We start from the raw sequence: 16037 nt of genomic DNA, 5'->3' as shown, positions 1-16037 counted from the left end.
ATAAAAATGGGAACATTAGTTCTTATCGGTGGAATATATGTATGAAAAAGGAGGCGGAATCTGTGAGTTCTTTAACGACTGAAGGTATGATCGAGCTCGTAACTAATGTCGGATTCCCTGCTGCATTAAGTCTGATTCTGTTAAAATACATCCTCGTCACTTTGAGCCGCAGATTAGAGGAGCTGGACCGATCTGTTAAGCAACTGTCGCTATCTTTGGAAGAGATGGAGGCAAAGCAAGTGAAACAGTCAGAGCAACCGTCCCCGGCAAATACGGACAAACTTCGTGCAGAATGAACAAAAAAAGGCAAATAGAAACAATTTAGCAACCCAATCGAGAAGCGAAATTCTTATAATAGAAATGTCTGCAGTTTATGCAGACATATGATTATGGAGGTGTATATAAGTATGAAATTAAATACGAAGCTATCCGCACTATGCATTGCGGCCACACTTATGAGCGTGGCACAGGCCGCCGCTGCCGCGCCCGCTGTGACCGCTCCAGCGGAAGCGACGCAACCGAGCGTTGCCAGTCCGGCCGCATCCGCCCCGGGTCAGGTGCCAGCACCAGCAGCGTCTGCACCGGCTACGACTCCAGCCCCGGCGCAAGCGCCGTCGGCTCCAGCAAGCTCGCCCCCGGCTGCAGCCGCAGGTTCTGCCAAAGCCGCTACACCAGTAGCTCCGTCTGCACCAGCACAGCGTCCATCTACATCGGTAGCACCCGCGGCTGCTCCGATCGTACCTTCGACTGTGAAGCCGTCTAAGCCGCAACAGCCGTCCACTTCAGCGCCAGCAGCAGCGGCTACCAACGTGAAACCGACGCAACTGGACAAGCTGAACCACGAGAGTGCGGTTCCGCTTGTGTTGGAGGCGCAGTCTCGTTATCAATATGCAATCAGTGGTGGCAGCCCGGTGGGTAAGTCGTTCCAGTTGAACGGTAAAAGCTACCGCTATCTGTCCGAGGACATCGGTACAAAGACCAAATTGATCAGCTATCTGACGCAGGCCTACACAAAGCAGGCGAGTGAGCAATTTGTCGGTAAATTTTTCGTCGAAGTTAATGGCAGATTAGCTCAGTTGAACGCAGATGGTGGCAATTTGTTAGAGTTCAACCGGGCTACGGCGAAAATGGTAACCATGACTCCGGTGAAGCGCAGCTACCTGCTGACCGTGCCTTATCCGGCAGAAACCAAGCAGGCGAATGAGAAAATCACCGTGAATTTTGAAAAGGTCGGCAGCTACTGGAAAATCAGCTCTGCGCCGCATGTCATTTTCTAAATTAAGATTTTGCAACAGGCTTCATATGGGGTAAAGTGATGTTAAGGCTTGTTTCGTAAGCCCCAATTCAATGCAGGGGAGTGCTGTGCAATGATGACACCCATCAAGGTAAAAGACGTTAAGGATATTGAAAAAATCAATCAAATCGTATCCAATTTTACGTATGACATCTGGATTCATGGCAAAAGCGGCATGGCAGATGCCAAATCCATTTTAGGCATGTACGTGCTGAAGCTGGATGAGCCGCTAACTCTGGTTGTACCTGACAATGTTAATCCCAAGAAGTTGTTCAAGGAGTTGGAGGAGTTTATCCATTTTCCTGCTCAAGAAGGATAAAAGGCAAGCAGGCACTTGTAAACACTGGATGATCTATTACTAAAATAACGCAAAGAAGCCGTGGAACCTAAGTCCCACGGCTTCTTTTTTTAGTGTTCTTCCTCGTCTAAAAACGGGAGATTCACCGAATAGTACATAACCCCCATAAGCAGCACGCCGCCAACCAGATTTCCGAGCGTGACCGGAACGAGATTATGGATCACACCAGCGACAGAAACCGTACCCGGATGATCCAGCACGAGCGCAATGGCGAAAGTACACATATTAGCCACACTATGTTCATATCCCGAAATGAAAAAGCAGAACACAAACAGCATCATGGCAAACATCTTTGCACCATTTTCCTTCATAAACATGGGAACAAAAAAGGCAAGACAGACCAGCCAATTACACAAAATAGCTCGGAAGAATAGCTGCATTGCAGGCGCTTCCATTTTATGCTCAACCACGCTCAGTAGAAAGCTGTTCACGCTGGAGGAGTCAAACAGCCCGGTCAAGTAAATAAGGAGTGCAAATACCCCCGCACCCAGCAAATTACCGCCATAGCTGGCAGCCCATAATCGAAGCACCTGTCCCCAGCGTAGCTTTTTACGGAGCGCAGCATAAGTGTAATAGAAGGTGTTACCTGTAAACAAATCCCCGCCGCCGTAAGCGATCAGAATGATAGCCGCTCCGAATGTGAGCGCCGCCATGGGATAAGTGAATGGAGAATGCTCCATGTAAAAAAAGTTGCCCGTCTTGAAGGCTACAATAACGCCGAACCCGATGAACATACTCGCCAGCATGGAACGTGCCAAATACCGGAGTAGGCTCTGCTTGTAAATTTTGTACTTCTTCATGGCTAGCTGTTCGACATTGCGTAAGCCTTCCGTCTCCATATTTAAGGACAACCTCCTATTTTCTCATATGTAAGTCTTTAAACAGACTTTATTTTTCCCGAAACATGTCCAGTCTATCAGCAATTCTGTTAGCTTAACAAACCAAGCTTTTGCAGTCCGTACAAAATACCGTCTTCATCTGCGCGTTTTGTGACCATTTTAGCTGCGGCTTTGGCTTCATCACAGCCGTTGCCCATCGCGACGCTGTTATGTATAGCTGTCAGCATCTCCACATCATTTAAGCCATCGCCAAAGGCGTATTGATTTTCAGCGGCAATGCCCAGTCTGGACGTAATTTCGCGAATACCCTTCGCTTTGGAGCCAGCATGAGGAACAACGTCCACAGAACTCGGATGCCAGCGCACAAAGTCAAACGCCTTGAATACCGTTTCATAGAAAGGCTCTTCTTCTGCTGTACACATCAACAGCGTCTGATAAATATCTCTTCCTTGGAAATAGAGCGGATCGTATCCAACTGAAATCTTGGCCTTAAGCGTTTGGACCGATTTCTCTACAAGCTCATCGTTAGGAATATTGGCCTTCATGTCCATATGATCCATATATACAAGGGCATGATTATGTGTGAGGGCCAGATCGGTCATCGTTTGCAAGGCTTCTCTGTTCAACGGATTGGTAGCGACCACTTCCCCGCGGAGCACGACATATTGCCCATTAAAGCTGACGTAGGAGTCAATTTCCAACTGCTCGCGGATATCTTTGAACATAAAAGGCGCACGTCCTGTTGCAATGGCCACCTCATGTCCCAGCTCTTTCAAAGCAAAGACGGCCTTTTCTGCCGTTAACGGCATTTTCTTGTCATCGTCCAGCAATGTACCGTCGATATCGAAAAAGATAATTTTTTTGTCTGACATGTCCCTACACCTGACTTTCAATAATGTATTTGTCGAAATGAACTCATATGGATTCATTATATCAAAGGAACTGCTTCTGAATACACAAATACGTATAAATCCTCATGAATGTCCGACCTCTATAGCTTACAATATGAAATAAGGCTTACTGTAAAATATAATTTCTATCTCCTATTTCATAGATGGGATGTGATCACCATGACAAAAATCCAAGTCACACCGGAGCAGCTGGACAGCGTGGCCTCCCAATTTGCCAATGCCCACGGCACACTGTATAACCAGTTAAATGGCCTGGATAGCACAATGAACTACCTTCACAACCAGTGGGATGGTATGGAGAGGAATCGTTTTTATAATGACTATCGAACGGCTAAATATACACTATCTTCTGTATTAAATAAGGTTCAATCCATTGAAATTGAGCTGAAAAGCATCGCTTCGAAATTTAGAAATGCGGATGGTGAAAGCACACGTGGCTTCTGGACAGCCCTAGCTGCGGCAATGAGCGCTAGCGCAGCGCTGGCAGGCAGTGGAGAGGCTGGAGATCATGGTGGTGAAATTGCCAAGCAGCCCAAAAACATAGACGAATGGGAGCAGGCAGACGCGGTTAAATATCATCAATATGAGGAACTACTGAAAAACGCCGAGGCCATCGGCGACAAGCAGGTTATGCAGAAAATTCACGACCAGATGAATGTCCTGCAGCTGCAATATGAGGACTCCGTTACCCGTACAGATTACAATACAGGAGAGACCTCCAAGATCACATCCGATTCCCTTGTCGCCGTCACTGAACTGACAGGTAAAGACGGAAGCAAAACGGATATATCTATAGATAAAAAAGGGAATGTTGTGAGTTATGAGCAAAATACGGATAAATACGATTACTGGGTCCAAAAGCATACCCAATCAGCCGGAGAGCATGCTCTAGGTAAAACGGCCCAGACCGTCACCGGATATGGAATAGGTCTTATTTTGTCGCGCGGGGCTGGTGTTAGTGGGGGAGGTTCGGGCATCGGTACTGGCGCAGCCTCCGGCTGGGGGGAACACGTCGTCGGCATTGGTGGCGGCATGCTCAGTGACAAAGTACTTTTCTCTGTACCCGATGAGGGCGAAACCCGTACCATGATCTACCGAACGAATAAAGAAACTGGACATATTGAGAACATGATCATCGTCACCAAAGGTGAGAATGAAATGGAGTATCGCTATTGGGAAGATTATAACTAGATCTTGAGCAGTGAACGATAATAACGTGTTTAGGAGTACCCATAAAATCTACAGTCTTTTTTTCTGGAATAGGTGAGCGGCAGGTGGAAACTGTAAACTCACTAGCTGGAGAGGTCTGTGGGTTTTTTGTTTACCATTTTTTTCTGAATTCCGATATATTAAATAGATAGAATACATATCCAAGGTAATTTAATTGAATATTCGAAAAAGATTAAAGTACTAGTTTTAGAGGGAGAAATAGTAAATGAAAAAACCATCCATTAGTAGTCGTGTTGTTTTGAGAGGGTAGGGAGAGGAGTTACGATATGCAACAATCAGAGACATTACTGTACACGTACAGGCTAACATTGAAAGATATCATGTTATTTAATTTTTGTTTGAAGTATCAGAAGTCTACTGGGCTTAAGTTGATGGCATCAATCCAGTTTCTGTTGGTCATTATGGCTACATACAAGCTTATAGTAGATAATGAAGTAGATCCTAATACGATAGCGATGTTCTTCTTTCCATTCTTAGTTTTTGTAATTATTCCTTTCTTTACTATTAAAGAAGTGAAAGCTAACTACCTAAATCACCCACAATGGCCTATTGAAAAAGATTATGAGTTTTCAAAGGAGGGTCTTCATTTTACGTACTCTGCGGGTTACAACTGGGATGAAGTAAAGGGGGTCATTAATACGCTGACTGCCTTTTATATATTGCTGCCTAATCATAAATTTATATTGGTCCCTAAGCGGATTTTTTCTAGTAGACTGGAGCGCCGACAATTCAAAGAAATGTTGAAGACCCAGATCGGATCAGAGAGATGGGATTATAAATTTATAGACAAAATGAGTAAATTAAATAGAGAATAATTGTATTTTTAGTAAATAAAATTAAAGGGTAATACATATGTTAAAAGGAGGAACTCATATGTATCTTCTATTTTGTAGCGATCCTCTGAATTCTAAAAGTGTAGATATGGATTACCGTGAAGAGTGCGAGGTTGCACAGAGTCTTGGTTTTGATACAGGGTTGGTCAATTTTGATAATCTGATCGAGGATGAACGGGAAGGATCAGGGTCTAACCCATATATTGTTTCTAAGAATATGCGAGAGTATGTTGCTAAACAGGGAAGCGAGTACGTGAACGCGCTATACCGTGGATGGATGTTAAGGCCCAAAGTATATGGTGCTTGGACTGCGAACTTGGAGGCAAAGCGAATCAGGATGCTGACAAGTGCTGAAAGTTATAGGAACTGTCACTATTTTCCTGATTCATACTCGTTAATTCAAAATTTTACGCCTCGGAGTGTATGGATGGAGCGGGACCAATTGGATGCGGAGCATATTCGAGAGGCGGTCATGCCTTTTGGAACGACAGCAATAATGGTCAAGGACTTCGTTAAATCACGGAAACATGATTGGCTGGACGCCTGTTATATCCCGGATGCGTCAGATCAGGTGCATGTGGAACGGGTGATTCGTCGTTTTGTTGAACTTCAGGGGACAGAATTGAATGGAGGAGTTGTGTTAAGGGAGTTCGTACCTTTAGAATTTCTTACCCTTCACCCCAAAAGTGGCATGCCCTTGTCTAAAGAATATCGTCTATTCTTCATGTTCGGAGAGCCTGTTTTTACAGTTAATTACTGGGATGAGGCTGCATATGAGACCGTTCCTACAGATCTGGATGAATTTATTCAGATTGCACGTCAAATCCAAAGTCCATTTTTCACAATGGATATTGCTCGTACACAAGCAGGACAATGGATTATTATAGAATTGGGAGATGGGCAAGTTTCGGGACTGCCTGAGCACACGGATCTTGAAGCGTTCTATACCAATTTAAAAAAAGCGGTGGTGAACCGTGGATTATGGTAAAAGGCACAGTGCTTCTGTTGAATTGGAAGGCTGTGCCTTTCTATCAATTTTGACATTTCACAGACTTGCAATTGGGGTAGCAAATGATGGATGATAGAAGAGGGCCTTTTATGTAGAAAATAGGGCTAAAGATAGAGAGGATACTAATAATAAATAGATCGGATTTACCGTATTTTTGTATATTATTGTAGAAAAAGATCGTAATTCAGGTTATAGTAAAGGAAGAAATTAACTAGGATACCTTTACCCAAATACGTAATTGTGGAGGGAAACATGAGTACATTTAAAAATTGGTTGAATACAACTAAAAAAGGACTTGGAGACCAAGTTAAGAAGTTTAAGAATAAAGATTTTATGGAAGCTGTTGTTGCAGGCTGTGCATTAGTAGCATTTGCTGACGGTACGATTAGTCCGGAAGAGAAAACAAAAATGGCCGGATACATAAATATCAGTGAAGAATTGAAAGTGTTTGATATGGGTGAGGTCATCAACCGTTTCAATCACTATGTAGCGAACTTTGAGTTTTCACCTGAAATCGGTAAACAGGAAGCACTGAAGGCGATTGGTAAATTGAAAGGTAAGCCAGAAGTAGGCCGACTCGTCGTTGGCGTATGTAGCGCTATTGGCGCAGCTGATGGTGACTTTGATGCCAATGAGCAGCGAATTGTGGCTGAGATTTGCGGCGCGCTTGGTTTGAATCCGTCTGAATTTAGTCTGTAAATTTTACGGAAGGGAGGTGTGTTAATCAGTGGCTGTAATTAATCTGGTCAAGGGCCAGAAAATTGATTTGACCAAGGGAAACACAGGACTGACCAAGGTTATAGCAGGATTGGGATGGGACCCTGTACAGTCCAAAGGATTTTTTGGCTTCAAGAAGCAACCCAATATTGATTGTGACGCTTCTGCCATTTTGCTGGATGCCAACGGAAAACTGACTCAGTCAGATAACGTAGTGTGTTTCCACAATAAAAAAAGTCCATGTGGCTCTGTCGTGCATTCCGGTGATAACCTGACCGGACAAGGTGACGGCGATGATGAACAAATTGAAATTGACCTGGCACGTATTCCTGCCAATGTCGACAAAGTGCTTGTTGTTGTGAATATATATGATTGCGTTAACCGGAAACAGGACTTCGGGATGATCGAGAAAGCGTATATCCGCATTCTGGATGGTGCTAATTCCAAGGAACTGGTGACGTTTAATTTATCTGATAATTATGAGGGGCTGACCGCACTGGTCTGTGGAGAACTCTATCGTCATAACAACGAATGGAAGTTTGCTGCAATCGGTGAAGGAACCCATGCCGTACATATTGATGTGCTGGCTCAGCGTTATATGTAATTTTAGGTTGCTCATACAAAACTTAATGTGAAAAGGGGTTCTTACTCATGGCAATTAACTTATCCAAAGGTCAAAAAATTGATTTGACGAAAACAAATCCAGGTTTGTCCAAAATCACAGTGGGTCTCGGTTGGGACACAAACAAATACGATGGCGGTAAAGATTTTGACCTGGACGTATCCGTATTTTTGGCTAATGCGGAAGGTAAAGTAGAGTCCGATAAGAACTTTGTCTTTTTTAATAACCCACAAAATGAGAACGGCTCTGTCGTTCATACAGGGGATAACCGCACAGGTGATGGCGACGGAGATGACGAGCAAATTAAAATTGATCTGGGTAGCGTGCCAGCTAACGTTGAAAAGATCGCTTTTACGATTACAATCTATGAAGCACAAGAACGCAGCCAAAACTTTGGACAAGTGTCCCGTGCTTACGCTCGTATCGTAAACGAAGCAAACAATGAAGAATTGGTCCGCTTTGATCTGGGAGAAGATTTCTCAATCGAAACAGGCGTTGTTGTAGGCGAACTGTATCGTCATAGCGGTGAATGGAAGTTCAATGCCATTGGTAGTGGCTACCAAGATGGTCTTGCAGGATTGACGCGCGATTACGGTTTGGCATAAAAAATCTATACAAAGAAAGCAGGTATGCGGAATGACCATTAGCCTTTCCAAAGGACAACGTATTGATCTGACCAAAACGAATCCTGGCTTGACTCGTGTCGTTGTAGGTCTTGGATGGGATACGAATAAATACAGTGGTGGCGCGGACTTTGACCTGGATGCTTCAGCTTTCCTACTTTATGAAGACGGCAAAGCCAAAGCTGCGGATGATTTTGTATTTTACAACAACCCGACAGGTGGAGCAGGATCGGTTACCCATACAGGCGATAACCGCACAGGTGAGGGCGATGGGGATGACGAGCAAATCATCGTTGATTTCTCGAAGATTCCTGCGAACATCCACCGTATCGGGATCACGGTTACCATTTATGATTACGAGGCACGCGCGCAAAACTTTGGTCAAGTGTCCAATGCTTTTGTGCGTGTGGTAGATGCAGCAACGGATCGTGAAGTGCTGCGCTACGATTTGGGAGAAGATTTTTCCACCGAAACGGCCGTCGTATTCTGTGAATTTTACCGTCAGAATGCAGACTGGAAATTCCAGGCTATCGGTAGTGGCTTTGCTGGTGGATTGGGTGCGCTTGCTAAAAACTATGGCTTGGACGCTCAATAATATCCACTTGGGGTGGTGTCCATAGGGCGCTACCCTTTCTTTTTAAGCTATTACATTGAGCATTTTGCATAAATCCCAAGAGCATTTTTAAATCAGCAATATATAGATCGAAACGCTTTAGTTCGTCTATATATTGTACTTATGAGCGTTGGGAATCGAATGATGCAAAATGCTACATTAGCGTACGCTGACACATGACAAACCGACAGAAAGGTGACACAATCATGGCTGTTATCGTAGTAAAGGGACAGAAGGCGGATTTGACGAAAACAAATCCGGGCCTGACCCATGTCAACGTAGGGATTGGCTGGGAGTCCCCAGCGTCTCTGGAGCTGGATACTTCGGTATTTTTGCTAGGTCCTGGAGGAAAAGTATCGGGCGATGAGGATTTAATTTTTTATAACAATCCGACCACGCCCTTTATCACCTATTCAGACGGACAACAGTCCGGTGACAAAAAGCAATTTGCCCTTGATCTGACGCGAATTCCTGCAAACATCGAGAAGATTGCGTTTACGCTGACGATTTATGATGCGGATCAGAAACGGCAAAATTTTGGACAGGTTCAAGGTGGGTTCATTCGTTTTGCTCATCCGGTTAGCGGAGAGGTTTTGCGGTTTAATTTGGACAGTGGATTTACAGTGGAAACTGCGATTGTTATTGGTGAACTGTATCGTCATAACGGGGAATGGAAATTCAACGCGATTGGCGCAGGTTTTTCCGGTGGATTGGATGCGTTGTGCGTTAATTTTGGGATTGAAGTGGAAAATAATCCGGCTCCTCCCACGCCAGTGCCTACACCTCCGTCTCCAGCGCCTCGACCAGCACCAACGCCGCCACCCGTACCACCTGCTCCGAAGCCAGAGCCATCTGCAACACCGGTGAATCTGAATCTGCGGAAAATTGAGCTGAAGAAGAAGGGCGACACCATTAATCTGAAAAAGGGCTCAGGCGGATTGGGTGAAATCCTGATCAATCTGAACTGGAATCAGGTGCAGCAAAGCAAGGGATTTTTTAATCGCGGCTCTAAGGGTGTCGATCTGGATCTGGGCTGCTTATATGAGATGAAGAATGGAGATAAAGGCGTTGTACAGGCGCTTGGGGAAGTTTTCGGTTCTCTAAATCGCTTTCCGTACATTGCTCTGGATGGCGACGACCGAACAGGCTCTGTGAAAACAGGGGAAAATCTTCGCATCAACGGTGCTAAAATTTCTGAAATTAAGCGAATTTTGGTGTTTACCTTCATCTATGAAGGAGTCACGAACTGGTCACAAGCGGACGGGGTAGTCACGCTGTACCAGAAGGATGGGCCGGACATTATCGTTCACATGAATGAACATGACAATCGCAAAGGGATGTGTGCAATTGCCATGATCCAAAATGTAAACGATGAAACGTTTAGCATTGAAAGACTCGTGCAGTTCTATGGCGGTCATCGTGAGTTGGATCGGGCCTATAACTGGGGCATGCGCTGGTCGCAGGGTAGCAAATAAATTGAATTATCGGAGGCACTCTTTTCATGTTGAATGATTTGTTTAAAAATATCAGCGAAAACTACGGCCATTTCTTTTCATGGAGTGATGTTGTAGGTACGCTTACTGATCCAGTGAGTTGGGGGATTATAGGAACTCTCATTTTGCTGGAAGGACTTTTATCGGCGGATAACGCCTTGGTTCTCGCAGTTATGGTTAAACACTTACCTAAGGAACAACAGAAGAGAGCCTTATTTTACGGGATTTTGGGTGCGTATATATTCAGGTTCCTGGCTATCGGCTTGGGTACATTCCTGATTAAGTTCACCCTGATTAAGGTACTGGGTGCAGCTTATCTGCTCTATATCGCTTATAAGGGCTTATTCAAGTCCGAAGGTGATGGAGAAGTGAAAAACAAACCTACTTCTTTTTGGAAAACGGTATTAATGGTCGAACTGATGGATATTGCCTTCAGTATTGACAGCGTCATTGCAGCTTTCGGTGTGAGCGAGAAAGTATGGGTTCTGTTCCTGGGTGGTATTCTCGGCGTTCTGATGATGCGTGGCGTTGCTCAAGTGTTCCTCAAGCTCATTGATAAATTTCCGGAACTGGAACAGACAGCCTTTATTATGATCGCCATTATCGGGGGTAAAATGCTGGCTGCTGCTTTTGGCTTTCATATGTCGCAGATTTTATTTTTCGGCATTTTGATTGCTGTCTTTGTAGGCACAATGGTTATCAGCTCGGCGAAAAGAAAGAAAAAGGCCGACAAAGAGGCTTAATGTACAAAGTATAGCGAAATCCCTCCTGAAACTAAGGGGGGATTTCTTTTATACCCGGAGCACAGGGCTTCAGTCAGGCAAGAAAGAGCAAGAGGAGGGGAAGAGCCCTGAAATATTTTAATGATTTAACCTCTGAGGAAGTAGAAGCGATCTTTTATACTCCACCGTTGGAGTTTCATAACCGTTCTCCCAAAAGTATATTGGCTTATGCGATAGGAGCGGCTTTGTACATGCCAGCGACCCGCTCGGAAGTAGCGGAAGAGATCAAAAATGGAAAACATGAAGGGTTAACAACGGTCATTTTGGATTTGGAGGATGCGATAGGGGATCAGCAGGTCGGGCAGGCGGAACAATCGCTGGCGCAGCAGCTGTTTCAACTATTGTCTTATGTACGGACGGGGATGATGAGTGAACAGCAATTACCTTTGTTATTTGTGCGTGTGCGCTCTGTGGAGCAGTTGGAACGACTACTGAACGGTTTGGGTGAATCTTTGTCACTGCTCACGGGCTTTGTCTTACCCAAGTTCTCTTCTGATAATGGACGAGCGTATTTTGCACTCATTGCAGAATATAACCGGAGTATGCATACAGGGGCAGGAAACGAAAACAACATGCCTGTGCTGTACGGGCTACCGATTCTTGAAAGCTCCAAAATCATTTATCGGGAAACCCGCTGGAAAGAGCTATTGTCGATTAAAGAAATCTTAGACGAGTACCAGGAATATGTGTTGAATGTACGCATTGGAGCAACCGATTTTTCCAGTCTGTATGGCTTGAGACGCAGCCCGGATATTACGATTTATGAAATTGCCGTCATTCGGGATTGCATCGCAGATATTATTAACTTGTTTGGACGCGTGGGCTCAAATTACGTCATTTCCGGTCCTGTATGGGAATATTTCTCTCACCGAGAACGTGTCTTTAAACCTCAATTAAGAGTATCTCCTTTCGAAGATGCACTTGGGAAGCCGGGCCGACACTTGCGGATGGACTTCATCTCAGATGCCGTAGACGGACTGATCCGAGAAGTCATGATGGACAAAGAGAATGGGATTATCGGCAAAACGATTATTCATCCCTCCCATATTAAGCCGGTACAGGCCATGTATGCGGTGACACATGAAGAGTATATGGATGCACTTGAAATTGTTGAGCGTAACGACGGTAGTCTGGGTGTATTCAAAAGTACCTATGCCAACAAAATGAATGAAATTAAGCCGCATTTGAATTGGGCTCATCGAATTATCAATAGATCAAAAGTATACGGGGTGTTACATGAACAACAACATTTTGTCAGTCTCTTACCCAACCACGAAAACACATCTGCTGCCAATCCTGGAGCAGTTCAGCGTTAAAATTACGGAGACTCATAATCCATTCCGTCTTCCTGTGGACAAGCTGTTTGCGATGGCGGCACGGGTCAATAAAAAGCGTTCGTTTTTATTTGTCAGCAAGGTGCTGGGCAAGCATATTCCGGTAAACCCATACACCTCTCTGCTCAGTGGTGCGGCGCTGGCGATCCTGCTATATAAGGAGCTTGTCCCACAAGCGGGACAACAGATGGATGAACTGATTGGAGAGGCCGTGAGAGGACTACTTAACCCAGACTATGCGAAAGAGGCCTATCGAAAGCTGATGGATGAGCGTTTAGCTTTTGCTTTTACGGAGCCGATCAAGTTTGTTGGTTTTGCCGAGACGGCTACAGCACTGGGACACAGTATGTATCGGTTGTTTGACGACGGGGCCTCGTATATTCATACGACGCGCGAGGATATCCCGGGCCTTCGGCCTATTATTCGGTTTGAAGAAGAGCATTCGCACGCTGTTGATCATCGTTGCTATGCACTGGATGAAGGTGCTTTTGCGGGTGATGGCCCGATTGTGCTGGTAGATGATGAAATTACGACGGGGAAAACAACGCTTAATATCATACGGGATATTCAGGAGCATTTTCCGCGTAAACAGTATGTGATTGCTTCGTTATTGGATTGGCGGACAGACAGCGACGAGCAGGCTTTCGCTGATCTGGAGGTAGAGCTAGGCATTACGATTACGCCTTTAAGCTTGCTCAAAGGAAAGATTGAGGTACAGGGAGTACCAATACTGGATCACGCAGAATATGCTGGACAGGCTGGGAACCCAGAACATGCAGCCACTAGCATGGCAGAGGTTAATAAAGATGCTTCTGGAATAATTGACCACCGTTTTGAACAGGAGGCTTCCGGTTTTGAGCGGGTAGTACACAGCTCCATGTCAACGGACGGGTACACCAATACAGCTCCTTATCTAAAATATACAGGCCGTTTTGGTCTACAATCCATTGACAATTCAGCGTTGGATGCAGAAATCACGCGTACAGCCGAACGACTGAAGCAACTTCGTTCTGGGCAACGCACGCTGGTTATGGGCACGGGAGAATTCATGTACATTCCAATGCGGATTGCAGCAGAGTTAGGCCCGGATGTGTATTTTCAATCGACGACACGCAGCCCGGTATATCCCCACCGAGAAGAAGGGTATGGAGTCGCTTGTGGTGTGACATATCGATCGCCTGAGGACAGTACGATACGCAATTTTATTTATAATGTAGACCCTGGTCAGTATGACGAAATATTCGTTTTGATGGAAAGGGAGTCGGACCTAGAGCGGATGAACCCCATGCTGGAGGCTTTGAACCGTCTGGGCTGCGATAAAGTGCATGTCGTTTATTTTAACGGTTTAACTAGACAGGAGAGTAAAGGAGCGCGGATATGAAGCAAGCACTCATGGAGCAAATACAACAGAAGAACATTCATCCGCCCAAACCTCTAGGCAGTTATCCTGCCTCGGATGTCACATTTTTATTGAAGGATTTGAGTAGGGTTACGTTGGAAAAAGGGACGGAGGATCGTGAAGAGGCGATTCAGTCGGGCGTCCATTATTCAGAAATGCTGCCAGTGGAATACGAGCCCACCGCAGAGTATATTGCATTGTTTCACGAAACGCTTGCCCAATCTGCCCAAAAGGTTGCATTAGCGGCAGCTTCTGTGGCTGAGATGATTGTAAGAAAAAGAGGCTTAAATACGGCGATTGTTTCTCTGGCTAGAGCAGGGACGCCCATTGGTATCCTAATCAAGCGTTATATTGACTGGAAGTATAGCGTATCCTTGCCGCATTACAGCATTTCTATTATTCGTGGCAAAGGCATTGACCGAAATGCGATATTATACATTTTACAGCAGCATGGGCTGGGGATTGAACTTCAGTTTGTCGATGGCTGGACGGGGAAAGGGGCGATTCGTCAGGTATTGATTGAGGCCTGTCGTGAGATGAACACGGATTACGGGTTGCGTCTAAATGATGATCTGGCGGTTTTGGCCGATCCGGGCAGATGTTCGGAGACCTTCGGTACACGAGAAGATTATTTGATCCCAAGTGCTTGTCTGAATTCGACTGTATCAGGTTTGATGAGTCGGACGGTATTGCGCGATGATCTCATAGGCCCTGACGATTTCCATGGGGCCAAATTTTATGAATCCTGGCGGTCAGTGGATCAGTCCAATACGTTTGTGGATACGGTATCCGGGTACTTTCAAGACGTGACTGAAACGGCTGTTGCATATGCTGAACAAATGACATTGAATCCGCCTGCGGTGACATGGCAGGGCTTACGGGATATTGAGGCGATTCAGCAGGCATTTGGTATTCGGGATATCAATCTGGTCAAGCCCGGAGTGGGGGAGACGACTCGTGTACTGCTGCGTAGAGTGCCGTGGAAAATTCTGATTGACCGCGAAGATAATCCGAATCTTCAGCATATTATGCTACTGGCAAAGGATCGTGGAGTGCCTGTAGAGGTGTTTGAAGGATTGACTTATTCCTGCTGCGGAATTATCAAGCCGCTCAAGGGGGGACAAGAATGATCTACGCAAGTGATTTGGATCAGACACTGATTTACTCCAAACGTTCGCTTGGCGTACCGCTGGAGTCCCCTGGTCTGTTGCCTGCGGAACAGATAGACGGGGCGACGTCGGCTTTTATTTCTGAACAAGCCCTGCAATTGCTAAAGACACTGCCTGAAGATGTGATGTTTATGCCTGTGACGACTCGGACGATAGAACAGTATAGACGAATCACGGTGTTTCAGACGGAGTTGGTTCCCGCATATGCCGTGACGAGTAATGGCGGAAACATCATTGTGGGAGGCGAGGTGGATCGAGAGTGGAATCGGCGTATTCATGAACAAGTGCGCCGTGATGGTGCTCACGCGGAAGAAGCACGTCAGGTGTTCGGGCAGGTGCTGCATGAAGACTGGGTGGTAAACGAACGCTTTTGCGACGAGTTATTCTATGCTTTCATGATTGAACGGGATCGTATGCCGCTGGAACAGGTGCTGGAGAAGGCGCGGATTATGCGTGAAATGGGCTGGGAAGTATCCATTCAAGGTCGTAAGGTGTATTTGGTACCTGCAGCCGTGAATAAACAGGCAGCCGTGGAGCATATCCGTAACCTCACGAATGGAGGGGCCGTGGTTGCGTCCGGTGACTCTTTGCTAGACCGTTGTCTGCTGGACTATGCCGATTATGCGATTGCTCCGCGTCATGGTGAATTGTATCGGGAACAACTGCGGGATAAGCTGGAGGTCAATTATCGTTTTACAGAAGTGTCGGGGGTTTATGCAGCGAACGAAATCATGGCGTATGTTCATGAAATACACCGGAGTGTGTTCGCAGCTCAAACTTCATTTTCAGAATAGATAGGGGACGTGGCTCT

18 protein-coding genes are annotated in these 16037 nt (G+C 45.6%); 16 read left to right on the top strand and 2 right to left on the bottom strand.

The annotated features are described in order from the left end of the window. Nucleotides 1-62: 62 nt before the first annotated feature. The 3 genes from ACWA2B_RS19840 to ACWA2B_RS19830 all read left to right on the top strand — a co-directional run bounded on the left by ACWA2B_RS19840 (nt 63) and on the right by ACWA2B_RS19830 (nt 1613). The gene (locus ACWA2B_RS19840) at nt 63-296 is read left to right on the top strand and encodes a hypothetical protein (RefSeq protein ID WP_039272563.1); all 234 of its coding nucleotides are present in this window, start codon (nt 63-65) and stop codon (nt 294-296) included. Nucleotides 297-407: 111 nt separating this feature from the next. Further along, nucleotides 408-1277, top strand: coding sequence for a DL-endopeptidase inhibitor IseA family protein (locus tag ACWA2B_RS19835; RefSeq protein ID WP_209950002.1), 870 nt, complete (start codon nt 408-410; stop codon nt 1275-1277). Nucleotides 1278-1367: 90 nt separating this feature from the next. Continuing rightward, nucleotides 1368-1613 carry an HPr family phosphocarrier protein gene (locus tag ACWA2B_RS19830; protein ID WP_209950003.1) on the top strand — a complete coding sequence of 82 codons (246 nt, stop codon included), beginning with the start codon at nt 1368-1370 and terminating at the stop codon, nt 1611-1613. Nucleotides 1614-1702: 89 nt separating this feature from the next. Here the strand turns inward: ACWA2B_RS19830 and ACWA2B_RS19825 are convergent, their stop codons facing one another. Together ACWA2B_RS19825 and ACWA2B_RS19820 are read right to left on the bottom strand one after the other, a co-directional pair. After that, a complete protein-coding gene (locus tag ACWA2B_RS19825; protein ID WP_039272492.1) occupies nt 1703-2491 on the bottom strand; it encodes a formate/nitrite transporter family protein in 789 nt (262 codons plus the stop codon). 89 nt (nt 2492-2580) lie between these two features. Then, the gene (locus tag ACWA2B_RS19820) at nt 2581-3363 is read right to left on the bottom strand and encodes a Cof-type HAD-IIB family hydrolase (protein WP_029517570.1); all 783 of its coding nucleotides are present in this window, start codon (nt 3361-3363) and stop codon (nt 2581-2583) included. A 198-nt stretch (nt 3364-3561) separates the two neighbouring features. On the opposite strand from ACWA2B_RS19820, the gene ACWA2B_RS19815 reads away from it, so the two are divergent. The 13 genes from ACWA2B_RS19815 to ACWA2B_RS19755 all read left to right on the top strand — a co-directional run bounded on the left by ACWA2B_RS19815 (nt 3562) and on the right by ACWA2B_RS19755 (nt 16020). Then, the gene (locus ACWA2B_RS19815; protein WP_209950004.1) at nt 3562-4593 is read left to right on the top strand and encodes a WXG100 family type VII secretion target; all 1032 of its coding nucleotides are present in this window, start codon (nt 3562-3564) and stop codon (nt 4591-4593) included. 305 nt (nt 4594-4898) lie between these two features. Beyond that, nucleotides 4899-5447, top strand: coding sequence for a YcxB family protein (locus tag ACWA2B_RS19810; protein WP_341071700.1), 549 nt, complete (start codon nt 4899-4901; stop codon nt 5445-5447). 58 nt (nt 5448-5505) lie between these two features. Further along, nucleotides 5506-6453: an ATP-grasp domain-containing protein gene (locus ACWA2B_RS19805; protein WP_341071702.1), complete on the top strand. Its 948-nt coding sequence runs from the start codon at nt 5506-5508 to the stop codon at nt 6451-6453. Between the two features lie 273 nt (nt 6454-6726). After that, a complete protein-coding gene (locus ACWA2B_RS19800) occupies nt 6727-7173 on the top strand; it encodes a tellurite resistance TerB family protein (protein ID WP_013369616.1) in 447 nt (148 codons plus the stop codon). Between the two features lie 28 nt (nt 7174-7201). After that, on the top strand, nt 7202-7795 hold the full coding sequence (locus ACWA2B_RS19795; RefSeq protein WP_069012933.1) for a TerD family protein: 594 nt from the start codon (nt 7202-7204) through the stop codon (nt 7793-7795). A gap of 47 nt (nt 7796-7842) precedes the next feature. Next, on the top strand, nt 7843-8418 hold the full coding sequence (locus ACWA2B_RS19790) for a TerD family protein (protein ID WP_013308970.1): 576 nt from the start codon (nt 7843-7845) through the stop codon (nt 8416-8418). 31 nt (nt 8419-8449) lie between these two features. Continuing rightward, nucleotides 8450-9031: a TerD family protein gene (locus ACWA2B_RS19785; RefSeq protein ID WP_023987194.1), complete on the top strand. Its 582-nt coding sequence runs from the start codon at nt 8450-8452 to the stop codon at nt 9029-9031. A gap of 224 nt (nt 9032-9255) precedes the next feature. After that, on the top strand, nt 9256-10524 hold the full coding sequence (locus tag ACWA2B_RS19780) for a TerD family protein (protein WP_341071703.1): 1269 nt from the start codon (nt 9256-9258) through the stop codon (nt 10522-10524). A gap of 26 nt (nt 10525-10550) precedes the next feature. Next, the gene (locus tag ACWA2B_RS19775) at nt 10551-11285 is read left to right on the top strand and encodes a TerC family protein (RefSeq protein WP_029517565.1); all 735 of its coding nucleotides are present in this window, start codon (nt 10551-10553) and stop codon (nt 11283-11285) included. Nucleotides 11286-11452: 167 nt separating this feature from the next. Next, complete coding sequence (locus ACWA2B_RS19770; RefSeq protein ID WP_029517564.1) at nt 11453-12640, top strand: HpcH/HpaI aldolase/citrate lyase family protein; 1188 nt, start codon at nt 11453-11455, stop codon at nt 12638-12640. After that, a complete protein-coding gene (locus ACWA2B_RS19765; RefSeq protein ID WP_449292549.1) occupies nt 12561-14039 on the top strand; it encodes a phosphoribosyltransferase family protein in 1479 nt (492 codons plus the stop codon). Before ACWA2B_RS19770 ends, ACWA2B_RS19765 begins: the two co-directional genes overlap by 80 nt. Further along, nucleotides 14036-15187, top strand: a complete 1152-nt coding sequence (locus ACWA2B_RS19760) for a cysteine protease StiP family protein (RefSeq protein WP_449292548.1) — start codon at nt 14036-14038, stop codon at nt 15185-15187. The genes ACWA2B_RS19765 and ACWA2B_RS19760 overlap by 4 nt, the downstream gene beginning before the upstream one ends. Further along, entirely contained in the window at nt 15184-16020 is an 837-nt protein-coding gene (locus tag ACWA2B_RS19755) for an HAD family hydrolase (protein ID WP_449292547.1), read from the top strand. The genes ACWA2B_RS19760 and ACWA2B_RS19755 overlap by 4 nt, the downstream gene beginning before the upstream one ends. The last annotated feature ends 17 nt before the right edge of the window (nt 16021-16037 follow it).

This window comes from Paenibacillus sp. CMM36 (genome assembly GCF_053570945.1).
This window is presented reverse-complemented; position numbering and strand designations above follow the sequence as displayed.

Bases quoted from the DNA above. Each gene is read 5' to 3' on its own strand.
- ACWA2B_RS19835 (WP_209950002.1), top strand. From the start codon at position 408: ATGAAATTAAATACGAAGCTATCCGCACTATGCATTGCGGCCACACTT.
- ACWA2B_RS19830 (WP_209950003.1), top strand. From the start codon at position 1,368: ATGATGACACCCATCAAGGTAAAAGACGTTAAGGATATTGAAAAAATC.
- ACWA2B_RS19825 (WP_039272492.1), bottom strand. From the start codon at position 2,491: ATGGAGACGGAAGGCTTACGCAATGTCGAACAGCTAGCCATGAAGAAG.
- ACWA2B_RS19820 (WP_029517570.1), bottom strand. From the start codon at position 3,363: ATGTCAGACAAAAAAATTATCTTTTTCGATATCGACGGTACATTGCTG.
- ACWA2B_RS19815 (WP_209950004.1), top strand. From the start codon at position 3,562: ATGACAAAAATCCAAGTCACACCGGAGCAGCTGGACAGCGTGGCCTCC.
- ACWA2B_RS19810 (WP_341071700.1), top strand. From the start codon at position 4,899: ATGCAACAATCAGAGACATTACTGTACACGTACAGGCTAACATTGAAA.
- ACWA2B_RS19805 (WP_341071702.1), top strand. From the start codon at position 5,506: ATGTATCTTCTATTTTGTAGCGATCCTCTGAATTCTAAAAGTGTAGAT.
- ACWA2B_RS19800 (WP_013369616.1), top strand. From the start codon at position 6,727: ATGAGTACATTTAAAAATTGGTTGAATACAACTAAAAAAGGACTTGGA.
- ACWA2B_RS19790 (WP_013308970.1), top strand. From the start codon at position 7,843: ATGGCAATTAACTTATCCAAAGGTCAAAAAATTGATTTGACGAAAACA.
- ACWA2B_RS19785 (WP_023987194.1), top strand. From the start codon at position 8,450: ATGACCATTAGCCTTTCCAAAGGACAACGTATTGATCTGACCAAAACG.
- ACWA2B_RS19780 (WP_341071703.1), top strand. From the start codon at position 9,256: ATGGCTGTTATCGTAGTAAAGGGACAGAAGGCGGATTTGACGAAAACA.
- ACWA2B_RS19775 (WP_029517565.1), top strand. From the start codon at position 10,551: ATGTTGAATGATTTGTTTAAAAATATCAGCGAAAACTACGGCCATTTC.
- ACWA2B_RS19765 (WP_449292549.1), top strand. From the start codon at position 12,561: ATGAACAACAACATTTTGTCAGTCTCTTACCCAACCACGAAAACACAT.
- ACWA2B_RS19760 (WP_449292548.1), top strand. From the start codon at position 14,036: ATGAAGCAAGCACTCATGGAGCAAATACAACAGAAGAACATTCATCCG.
- ACWA2B_RS19755 (WP_449292547.1), top strand. From the start codon at position 15,184: ATGATCTACGCAAGTGATTTGGATCAGACACTGATTTACTCCAAACGT.